The 10,648-nt window shown below is 39.3% G+C and carries 9 protein-coding genes; 6 read left to right on the plus strand and 3 right to left on the minus strand.

Annotation, left to right across the window (positions count from 1 at the left end; genetic code table 11):
* Positions 1 to 150: 150 nt before the first annotated feature.
* The 3 genes from avd to IIC38_18350 all read left to right on the plus strand — a co-directional run bounded on the left by avd (position 151) and on the right by IIC38_18350 (position 1,784).
* On the plus strand, positions 151 to 516 hold the full coding sequence (gene avd, locus IIC38_18340) for a diversity-generating retroelement protein Avd (protein ID MCH8127886.1): 366 nt from the start codon (positions 151 to 153) through the stop codon (positions 514 to 516).
* 210 nt (positions 517 to 726) lie between these two features.
* A complete protein-coding gene (locus tag IIC38_18345; protein MCH8127887.1) occupies positions 727 to 1,104 on the plus strand; it encodes a DUF559 domain-containing protein in 378 nt (125 codons plus the stop codon).
* Between the two features lie 77 nt (positions 1,105 to 1,181).
* Positions 1,182 to 1,784, plus strand: a complete 603-nt coding sequence (locus IIC38_18350) for an RNA-directed DNA polymerase (protein ID MCH8127888.1) — start codon at positions 1,182 to 1,184, stop codon at positions 1,782 to 1,784.
* A gap of 152 nt (positions 1,785 to 1,936) precedes the next feature.
* Here IIC38_18350 and IIC38_18355 read toward each other — a convergent pair whose 3' ends face one another.
* Positions 1,937 to 2,128, minus strand: a complete 192-nt coding sequence (locus tag IIC38_18355; protein ID MCH8127889.1) for a hypothetical protein — start codon at positions 2,126 to 2,128, stop codon at positions 1,937 to 1,939.
* A gap of 331 nt (positions 2,129 to 2,459) precedes the next feature.
* Between IIC38_18355 and IIC38_18360 the strand changes: the two genes are divergently transcribed.
* Positions 2,460 to 3,794 (plus strand): aminotransferase class V-fold PLP-dependent enzyme, encoded by a 1,335-nt coding sequence (locus IIC38_18360; GenBank protein ID MCH8127890.1) that lies wholly within the window; start codon positions 2,460 to 2,462, stop codon positions 3,792 to 3,794.
* Positions 3,795 to 4,129: 335 nt separating this feature from the next.
* On the opposite strand, the gene IIC38_18365 is transcribed toward IIC38_18360, so the two are convergent.
* Positions 4,130 to 6,550: an ABC transporter permease gene (locus tag IIC38_18365; protein MCH8127891.1), complete on the minus strand. Its 2,421-nt coding sequence runs from the start codon at positions 6,548 to 6,550 to the stop codon at positions 4,130 to 4,132.
* 180 nt (positions 6,551 to 6,730) lie between these two features.
* Positions 6,731 to 8,395, minus strand: coding sequence for an amidase (locus tag IIC38_18370; GenBank protein ID MCH8127892.1), 1,665 nt, complete (start codon positions 8,393 to 8,395; stop codon positions 6,731 to 6,733).
* Between the two features lie 1,020 nt (positions 8,396 to 9,415).
* On the opposite strand from IIC38_18370, the gene IIC38_18375 reads away from it, so the two are divergent.
* Both IIC38_18375 and IIC38_18380 read left to right on the plus strand, forming a co-directional pair.
* Positions 9,416 to 9,865, plus strand: a complete 450-nt coding sequence (locus IIC38_18375) for a hypothetical protein (protein MCH8127893.1) — start codon at positions 9,416 to 9,418, stop codon at positions 9,863 to 9,865.
* Positions 9,866 to 9,966: 101 nt separating this feature from the next.
* Positions 9,967 to 10,527 (plus strand): class I SAM-dependent methyltransferase, encoded by a 561-nt coding sequence (locus IIC38_18380; GenBank protein ID MCH8127894.1) that lies wholly within the window; start codon positions 9,967 to 9,969, stop codon positions 10,525 to 10,527.
* Positions 10,528 to 10,648 lie beyond the last annotated feature (121 nt).

Consider the following 10,648-nt stretch of genomic DNA (forward strand, 5'->3'; position numbering starts at 1 on the left):
ACTATTTCGGGTTTCGTGTTGTTCGTCCCCGGTCAGATTTATAATTTGAATCTCTGCTAGTCTGTTGCTCTGTTTCTCTGAACGAAAATTTTTTGTAATTTTTGTTTTTGAATTCAATAAAAGTGAGGAAATATAATGGCCAACAATGAGATGTTAATCATAAAAAAGGGCTATGATTTTTCCAAATGGCTGTTGCACCATACCGGCAAGTTTCCCAGGAGTTATCGTTTTAGTGTAGCGGCCAAGCTGGAAAACGGTATTTTGGATTTTATCGAAGCAACCACAGTTGCGAATATGAGAAAAAACAAAATACCCTTGTTAAAACAAGCGGATGAAGCGCTGGCACGAATGCGGTTGTTATTCCGGTTAAGCTATGAAATGCGTTTTATCAATTTAAAGTCTTATGAATTCGGCAGCAGCCAATTGGTCGAGTTAGGAAAGCTTCTTGGGTTGAAAAACAATGTTATAACTTTTTATCGTAAATTTGAAGAAAATCTCCAGTTAAAAACTTGTTAGAGATAAGTCCCCTCTCTAGAGGGGAATTATTATTTACATTGAAATGCTAAAAAATAATAGCTATTCACTAATTATCAGTATGAAAGAGCAGTCGAAAACTTGTTGTAGATTATTTGATCGAAGTAAGGGAAAGTAAAAAGAATTCCAAATTCCCCTCTTGAGAGGGGATTTAGGGGTGTGTAATTTTACTTTAAAAAAACCCATTAACTCATGCCAAAACGCAAAATTATACCATACAATCCAAAACTAAAAGAATTTGCCAGGAATCTCCGCAATAACAGCACGTTATCTGAGATATTACTTTGGAAGAAACTAAAAGGAAAACAAATTCGCGGTTATGATTTTCACCGTCAAAAACCGCTTGATAATTATATTGTTGATTTCTTTTGCAATGAACTGATGTTAGCCATAGAGATCGATGGTAGAAGTCACCATTACAAAGTTTTAGCAGATCGAGAACGGCAAAATAGTTTAGAATCATTTGGAGTCCATTTTCTTCGTTTTACAGATTATGAAGTCAAAACGAACATGGACAATGTAATTAGAGTTATTGAAGCGAAGATAATAGAACTTGAAGCGAAGGATTGATTGTTAGGTGAATACACACCCCTGAAAATGCTCCCGTCTGAACGGGAGGGAATTCATGGAGCCAATCCTCATGTCGAATTCCTTCTATCGACCATGATATTTTAAAATCTTTAATACATAAGCGAATCGTGTGTAATTTAACGTTATCTTTGATAGATACAATTATTGACCACAGCAATCCTCAAGTGTATGTGTTCGAGTATTTTCCGGGAGATGATCTGTTTACTCCATTTGAACGACGAAGAGGTTTACCGATTGGTAATTTAACCAGCCAGTTTTTTGCAAATTATTATCTTAACCCGCTTGACCATTTTGTAAAAGAAAAGTTAAAGTGTCAGGGATATATCAGGTACGTAGATGATTGTGTGCTTTTCTCGAACTCCAAAAGTGAATTGCGAAATTGGAAAAGGAATATAGCAGATTTTCTAGAACATTTTCGTTTAAGATTACATCCCGATAGATGTCAAATCTATCCGGTAAAAAATAGCAGCCGATTTTTGGGTCAAGTTATTTTCAGAACACACAGAAGATTATGTTCAAAAAATGTTCGGAAATTTAAGAAACGGATTTATATATGGCAAGAATATCCATGTGAAAATATACAGCAACGCGTGGCCAGTTGGATTGGCCATGCAAGGCAAGCAGATACTTTCTGCTTGTTAAAATCTTTAGGTCTATAAACATCAAATTCTCAAAATTCAAACCAATCTAACAACATCATATAGCTGTTGCACTTTATTTCTTAATGAAAATCAAAAACTTGTAATTAACAAGAAACTGATTTTCTTATCAGTTCCGACGAAAAAAGATTTGTCACTAAGGTTTAAGAAAATTAAAACCATCGAAAAACCCTATTGGAAGGATTCAATACTTTAGGAAGATTATCCATTAGATGAAATAGATTCCTTCTGAATGACATTCCTGGAAACTGAGGTTTAGCAAGTAATAATTTTTCCATTCCCACCCAATCCGGCAATTTTCTAAGTTTTAGAAAAATTCCTTTACTATTATTATAGATTTTCATTTGAACTGCTAATATTCATGCAACATTCTTTTGAACAAAACGTCCTAAATTTGAATATAATTAAATCCATTTCAATATTCATAATCATAACAAAATGGAGGTAGTAAGAAACATGAAAGAAAAATTATTATGTGTACGGGATTAACAGGATCAACAAGATAACAAAAGTGTTAATTCTGATCATCCTTGTTAATCCTATCAAAAAATATATTTTTACCACAGTTGTGAATTTTGCTTCACTTTCTAATCCTTATTTCTTATATTTTCTACACTCTTTAACTCTCGATTTAAATATCTTGAATAATATTCTCCTTGAGAAAGGAAACGCATCATGAAAAACAATTTTGATGACCAAAAAGAAACTGTTGAAGTTCATTCTTCACGACGAAGGTTTTTGAAACAATTTGCAGGAGGTGTTGCTGCATCTGCTATTCTGCCATCTGCGATACTTGCCAATTCCGAAATTCTATCTAAAATATCTAGAACTAAAATTCCAATATCAGATTCAACTGTTGCTTCAGGTGAAAGCTATTGGAAAATGGTCAAGGAGCAATTTCCACTTCGACCCGGTTTTATTTTAATGAATTCCGCCAATCTCTGTCCAGCGCCCTATCCGGTTAGTGAAACTGTGTTCCGTTTGCAACGCGATGTCGATGCGGATGCTTCCTTTCAGAACCGGGGTAAGTTTCGTGAAATGCGCCAGAAATCTCTGATTGCGCTAGCGGATTACCTGGGGACTGATTCCGATGAATTGGTGATTACACGCAATACCACCGAAGGCAACAACATGGTTATTAGTGGCCTGGATTTAAAAGCCGGTGATGAAGTCGTCATTTGGGACCAGAACCATCCCACCAATAATGTCGCCTGGGATGTGCGGGCGCAGCGATTCGGTTTTACTGTAAAACGTGTTTCAACACCGAAATCACCGAATTCTCCGGAGGATCTTATTCAACCATTTAAAAACGCATTGACCAACAAAACCCGGGTGCTTGGATTCTCTCACATATCCAATATCTCAGGAGTCGCTTTGCCGGCTCAACAAATTTGTACCCTTGCAAGAGATCGAGGAATCATGACATTGATCGATGGCGCGCAAAGCTTTGGTTTTATGAATTTGAAGCTACATGAAATCGGCTGTGATTTTTTCACTGGAAGCGCCCATAAATGGTTTATGGGACCCAAAGAAGCCGGGATTCTCTATGTTCGCAAGGATAGAGTCAAAGATTTATGGCCATCCATGGTGGGGGTCGGATGGGATCAGGCCAAGGATAAAGGTGCAAATAAATTTTCTACTTTGGGACAGCGAGATGATGCAACAGTGTCGGCAATGGCAAAGGCAGTTGAATTTCACAAGCACATCGGTAAGGAACGTGTAGATGCGCGAATCCGAGAATTGGCAGCTTCGATCAAAACAGAAGTTCAAAAAAAAATTCCCAATGCAGTTTTTCGAACACCTCTGGATGCCAATTTAAGCAGCGGCGTTGTTGTATTTAATATCCCGGGCATGGACTTAAGGAAAACTTTTAACCAACTCTACAAGGATCATAACATCGGTTGTGCAACTACCAGGGGTGAGTTCGCCGGCATGCGATTGAGTCCGAATATCTATAATCTGTTGGAGGAAGTGGATAGGGTTGTTGATACGATTAGAAATTTAGTCTAAGACTTAGTTGTAATCATATTTCTTTTAGAAAAGTTAAACTTTATAATATTTCGACAAATGTACAGTATGCGCCCTTCGAAATGTTGCTAGTTGTTGAATCAGTAATTCATTGTAAATTTAGTTTCAAATCATTTGAATGAATCAAAACTAAGACGCAGGCAGAAACTAACGATAAGCGGACTCATTCTTCAACCCGTTTTCCATATTTTGAATTTACTATTGACTTTTATCTATTATCAGTTTTTTTATTTTCGTCTTTCGTCTTTCGTCTTTCGTCTTTCGTCTTTCGTCTTTCGTCTTTCGTCAATCGTCAATCGTCTGCCGTCTATCGTCAATCATTCATACTTAATCGACTTTACCGGATTCTCCAACGCTGCTTTGATCGATTGATAACCGATAGCAACTAAAGCGATAAGAATCGCAAAGGCTGTTGCTAAAATGAAATTCTCTATGCCAATTCCGATTCTGTAAGCGAAATCCTCCAGCCAATTCCTCATGGCGAAGTAGGCGATTGGCCATGCTAAAATTGTTCCTATGATAACAAGTTTACCAAAATCGTTTGTTAGCATGAAAAGGATATTGCTAACATTTGCGCCCAATACTTTTCGTATGCCGATTTCTTTTGTGCGCCGTGCAACTGTCAATGTTGCCAATCCAAACAAGCCAAGACATGCAATTAGAATAGCAAATGAAGAAGCGTAGCCGACAATCTTACCCCATCTTTCCTCTTCCCGATATTGTTGATCCACATCTTCATCAAGAAAACTGAATTGAAAGGGTTGATTGGCCGCACTGCTTTGCCAGGCTGATTTTACCAGGTCGATGGTTTGTGGGATTCGATCCGGTTGGATCCTAACATTGATAAAATTAACCGACCGCGGTGAAAAGGAAGTGGATATATCGTTTATGCCGCGAAGAAGAGTCATCGGATTGAGTACAATTGCTAAAGGTGCAATTTCATTTTGTAATGATTGAAAATTGAAATCCTTTACCACTCCAATGATTTGGTGGGGAGGAAAATTCTTGCCCGGGAAGCTTTGACCCAGCGGAGACTGCCAATTAAAAAACTTTACCATTGCCTGGTTAACAATTACTGCATCGGTTGAGTCTGTAGCAAAATCTTTGGAAAAGTCGCGGCCATCAGCCAATTCGATTTCCAGGGTCTGCAAATAATCATGATCAACCGTAATTTGGTAGAACTGTTTAAATTCAGCCTGGTTGTCTCGGAATCCCATAATAGTCCAGGGGCTGGCAAAAGTTGCGGAAGCTCCGGAAACACTCAGAACCGCATCCTTGTTGGCAAGTTGATTTCGCAAGCGTTCAACCAGCATTTTCCCCTGAGCTGCAGGGCTATTATTGCGAATCACTAAAACTTGTTCATCATTAAATCCCAGGTTTTTCGTTTGCAGATATTCTATTTGATCCAGCATAATCAGTGTGCTAACGATTAAAAAAATGGATATGGTAAATTGAACCACAACCAAACTTCTGCCAAACAGTTTTGTGCCACCCAGTTTCGATTCTCCTTTGACCACCTCGGCAGGTTGAAACCTGGAGAGAATGAATGCCGGATAACTTCCGGCAGTTATGGCAACCAAAAGTATTAAGAAAGCGAAAATTGCCAAACTAAAAAAATCAACTGCAAATGCCAGTTGTTTATTGGCAATTTCATTGAAATAAGGCAAGAATATAATTGCCAAAAGTGTTCCCAAAACCATTGCGATAAAACTCATTAACACCGCTTCGCCCCAAAATTGTTTAATTAATTGACTTTTCAATGCACCTAATACTTTTCGCACTCCGACTTCCTTCGTCCGGCTAGCAGATCGTCCGATGGATAATATCATAAAATTAATGCAAGCAATGCCGAGGACCAGCAATGCGACGATGCTAAGAATCGTCGAATATATTGGGTCGCTTGTTGCTACAAAGCCAGCCGGAATATCCGGGTTCAGGTGGATATCCGTTATGGATTGAAGCTGTAGAGTAACAATATCTGCACCCTCTTTCGAGTAGTTGTTCTTAACGACAGCCTCCAATTTGCTTTCCATTTCCGGATGGGCCAAAGCAGCAGAGAGTACCACGTAGGTTTCCAGGAAAACGTTGAACCAGCTGGTTAATGCGCGTGGTCTCATGAAGCTGCGAGCATTATCAAAAGGAATTGCGATGCTGAATTGAATACTGGAATTTGTCGGACAATCTTTGGCGATTCCGGTGATCGTGAAATCATGAAAAGCATTGCCAAGTTTAATCGAAAGGGTTTGATTGAGGATGTCGGTGGAACCAAATATTTTACTGGCCATACTTTCGGTTAATACAACCGAATTTAAATTTTGTAAAACCGTTGATGGATTACCGGCTATTAATGGGAAAGAAAAGATTTCGAAGAAATCTGAATCTACTAAATGATAATTTTCGGAAAAATTTTTATCGCCGAATCTCAGGTTGTCAGTTCTTGTTAGTACTCTAACTGCGCTTTCCACTTCCGGAAATGATTTTTCCATGGCTTCTGCCATGAGCGCTGGTGTTTGAACGTATGTGAAGGCATCACGGTCAGGTGGATCTTCGGTCACGTACACACGGTAAATGTTCTCGGCATTTTGATGAAATTTGTCATAACTCAGCTCATTTCGCACAAAAAGAAAAATCAACAAGCAGCAACCGATGCCGATGGCCAGCCCGACAATGTTGATGCCTGAGTAGAGTTTTTGATGAACCATATTGCGAAAGGCTATTTTGATGTAATTCAGCAGCATATTTACCTCAAGGATTAGTGGTATGACTCATTGGAAAGAAATGAATTAATTATTTAGACGATTAGAATCCTGATTAAGTTTAAGTGAATATTTTTTGACAGGATGAACAGGATGAACATGATTATTCATCTTTGTAAATCCTGTTCATCCTGTCAAAAAAATTCTTGAAGTTTATGAAATCTAAGCAATCTCAGGGATCGTTAAATCAACGCTCGGCAAAAATTTCGGAGGTTGCCGATGTTTCGCGGCCTGCTCAAAGGCATATGTGATTTTAATGAGCTTAGGATCGCTATAAGCTTCAGCAAAAAACGAAATACCTACCGGCAAACCAAAAATATAACCAGCGGGAACGGTGATGTTCGGATAACCGGAGATTGCAGCAGCAGACGAACTGCCCCCACCAAAATGGTCGCCGTTGATTAAATCGGTTGGCCATGGCGGCCCTCCGGTCGGCGCTATAATTGCATCAAGATTATGTTTCGCCATGGTTGCATCGATTCCTTCTTTGCCAGCAAGACGACGCCCTGTTTCCAGGGCTTCGAGGTACTCTTTTTCGGTCAACGGTCCCTTTTCTTCAGCTTTTAAAAAGGTCTCTTGCTCAAAGTAAGGCATTTCGATATCTCGGTTTTGCTCATTAAATTCTATGATATCTTTGAGGGTTTTTACTTTTACATTTGGAGAAAGTCCGGCCAAATATTTGTTCAGATCTGCCTTGAATTCGTACAAAAGAACCTGGAAAGCGTGGGGGTTGTATTGTCGATGTGTTTCTATTTTGGCTTCATCGATGATGACCGCACCCTGCTGTTTCATCACTTCAATGGCATCTTCCATCAATTTGTCGACTTTTTCATGGAAGCCGAAAGAATTGCGTGCAACACCGATTCGCATTCCCTTCAAGCCGTTTGGATCCAGGAATTGGGTGTAATCCGTATGCGCTTTTCCCTGGCTTTGTTTGCTCGCATCGTCTCTTTCATCGATGCCAGTGAGAGCGCCCAACAAAGCAGCTGCATCCGCAACGGTTCTCGCCATCGGTCCGGCTGTATCCTGGCTGTGGGCGATAGGAATGATACCCGTTCGGCTGATCAACCCGACAGTTGGTTTAATCCCGACAATTGAATTTGCCGATGAAGGGCATACAACCGATCCATTGGTTTCTGTCCCGATTGCGGCTGCACAAAGACTCGCGGCGGTTGCAGCGGCCGAACCGGAACTTGAGCCACATGGATTTCGATCCAGGACGTAAGGATTGTTCGTCTGGCCTCCCCTTCCGCTCCATCCGCTCGATGAACGACTGGAACGGAAATTGGCCCATTCACTCAAATTGGTTTTCCCAAGTATAATTGCACCCGCTTGCCTGAGTTTTTGAGCTACGAATGAGTCCTGCAACGCAATTGAGCCGGCTAAAGCGTGCGAGCCCGCCGTAGTGGTCATTTTATCGGCAGTATCGATATTGTCTTTGATCAAAATTGGAATACCATGCATGGGTCCTCTAGCGCCTTTTTCGGCTCGTTCCTTATCCAGGGCTTCGGCGATTTCAATGGCATCCGGGTTGACTTCCAATACGGAATTCACTTTTGGACCCGAGCGATCGATCTCTTCAATTCGTGAAAGATAAAGTTCTGTAATCTTCTTAGCAGAATATTGCCCGGATTCCATCCCTTTTTGTATTTCCGCAATGGTCATCTCATCCAGCTCAAAATCGGCAACTTTTGTCTTTGAAATATTCTGGCTACAGGATACCGCAGCCCCGGTTAAAGCCATAGCGCCACCGAGCGCTGAAAGCTGGAGGAATTCTCTTCTTTTCATGTTCGAAGAGTCTTGTGAGTCAGTTTGATTTTGATCCATATCAACCTCTTTTTTTTAATGAACTTGAAATTACACTATTCTTTTCTCGAATAACTATGTGGAAGTATGTAAGAATCCCGATATTTGTGCCATAAGGCTCAAATATCGGGATGAAATATTTATAGCTATAGAATAGTAGGATTTTTAGAACTCCTTTAGGAGTGAAATGTTGAAAAACTAGCCTCATTTTAGATCACAATTACCAATATTGCACACCTACGGAGTGCTTTATCAGGGGTCCTAATTTTTTTCTATAAATAGATCACTCCTGCCGGAGTTGAATGGGTTGTTTAATAATAATTGAGTCTACTCTAAAAACCGATTCAATCGCTTTTCTAAAAAAAATTGATACATAAAAACAAATACTTATGAGAGCGATGGAATCGGTATCCCACCTTTTTAGAATGAACTCATATATAAAATATAAATACTGTGACGAATTAGAATTGTATTTATTACCATCAAAAAAGGTAAATTTAACTTCCCTGGCCGCCTCTCCATAAAATAAGGAGGGTGATTTTTTTCCCTTGATAAGGGGAAGTCAGGAAGGGGTTTTGAGATAAACAAAGTACTGCAATTCTATTATTTATTTATAACCATCAAATATATTCAAAAAGGGCAATTGGTTCTCTCCTTTTTTACCATCGGCAAATGCAGCCCAATTCAATAAAATAATCATAAAAGCCAAGAAATTCTTTTCCTTTTCGCCATGATTTACCAGCGAATCACGAACCGAAGAATTTTACTATCTCTTGGCTGCAAAGGGAAAAAATGGAAAAAGAATCAGAAAACAAACAAACTAAATGCAGGCGGACAGGGCGCTGGGACAATTGATTTGAACGGGTATAGCCCTCTCCGGAATCGGTGTAGCAATGGATAACATCGCTATCGGAATTGGAATTGGATTAGCGCTTGGTGTTGCCATTGGAAGCAGTCAACAAAAAAAGGTTAAGAAAAATTCTTCCGTCAACTAAGTTAACAAGTGATGATGCCAGGAATAATCTAATTCAAGGAGAAAGTATGCAAATAGAACTATCGAAAGACGAGTATAGAAATTTGTTGGATCTACTGGTAATAGCCGATTGGGTGCTGAATGTTCATAATGAGGATGCGGAGCCAACAAATAAAAAGTACCATGAAGTTGAACAAAAAATATTTTCTTATGCGGGTAAAATGGGGTTCGTTGACTTAATAGAATACGATATAAAGTATAATGAATTTTTTCCCACGGCTGATCTTGAAGAAGGGGAAAGTCGGGATTATCTCGACGAATACGACAATAATACATTTTGGACAGAGTTGGTAGATCGTCTTATTGAGAGAGATGTTATTAAGGAAATTGGCGAAAAAAAGCTTGAGAAATTGACCATTGAAAAGCGTTATGAAAAAGAACAGCCATTGGCAGATAAATATGGCACCGAATTTGAAAAGAATGGACTTGATAATTTAGTATTGAAAATGGATGTTTAATAATGATTCAAAATATGCTTTGTAAGCATTCAAGTTCATGAATAAGTTTACCGGATAACACTGCAATCCGTGGCCAGCCTTTTGCCTGAATTCGATTAACAATGGAAACTGACAGACTGAAATGGAACAAGAAATTTTCCAGTCGACTCTACGAATTAAAGCAACCGGAACCATTCGTGGTTCGCCATATCGATTTGCTGCACAACAAAACCGTGCTTGATCTTGCTTGCGGGGATGGTAGAAACGCCATTTATTTGGCATCCAAAGGCTATTCTGTTACCGCCATAGATATTTCCGATGTTGCATTGGATAGATTAACACACTTTGCTAAAGAAGTTCATGTACAAATAGCAACGAAACAAATGGACCTGGAACTTGCGGAAGAGCTGGATCAGTCGGGTGTATTCGACAATATCCTGGTAAATTCCTACAAACCTTCTCAAGCACTATGGAATAAACTGCCTTCATTACTACAAAAAGATGGCATCCTAATCATGACCGTGTTTAATATGTTACAACATCATAAGCACGGTTTTTCCAGCCAATTTTGTGCGGAAGAGTCTGAGTATTTAGATGCTTCTTTGGAATTGGAGGCTTTGGAGTACGAGAAATTAAGCTATAATGAGAAGTATCTGGATGGCTATGTATTTCGTAGAAAATAAATTCCAAATGACAAGCACCAAAAAACAAATAACCTGCACTATTCATAAATTCATAGTATTAAGCTTGAAGTTTCAAAAGTGTCATCCCGTCGCGCAACGGGATCTATTTCCATAAAATTAA

Source organism: candidate division KSB1 bacterium (genome assembly GCA_022566355.1).
Lineage (GTDB): Bacteria > Zhuqueibacterota > JdFR-76 > JdFR-76 > DREG01 > JADFJB01.

What these genes read in the sequence shown, in the direction of transcription:
- IIC38_18360 (MCH8127890.1), top strand. Translation starts at nt 2,460, where the DNA reads ATGAAAAACAATTTTGATGACCAAAAAGAAACTGTTGAAGTTCATTCT.
- IIC38_18380 (MCH8127894.1), top strand. Translation starts at nt 9,967, where the DNA reads ATGGAAACTGACAGACTGAAATGGAACAAGAAATTTTCCAGTCGACTC.
- avd (MCH8127886.1), top strand. Translation starts at nt 151, where the DNA reads ATGTTAATCATAAAAAAGGGCTATGATTTTTCCAAATGGCTGTTGCAC.
- IIC38_18370 (MCH8127892.1), bottom strand. Translation starts at nt 8,395, where the DNA reads ATGGATCAAAATCAAACTGACTCACAAGACTCTTCGAACATGAAAAGA.
- IIC38_18365 (MCH8127891.1), bottom strand. Translation starts at nt 6,550, where the DNA reads ATGCTGCTGAATTACATCAAAATAGCCTTTCGCAATATGGTTCATCAA.
- IIC38_18355 (MCH8127889.1), bottom strand. Translation starts at nt 2,128, where the DNA reads ATGAAAATCTATAATAATAGTAAAGGAATTTTTCTAAAACTTAGAAAA.
- IIC38_18375 (MCH8127893.1), top strand. Translation starts at nt 9,416, where the DNA reads ATGCAAATAGAACTATCGAAAGACGAGTATAGAAATTTGTTGGATCTA.
- IIC38_18345 (MCH8127887.1), top strand. Translation starts at nt 727, where the DNA reads ATGCCAAAACGCAAAATTATACCATACAATCCAAAACTAAAAGAATTT.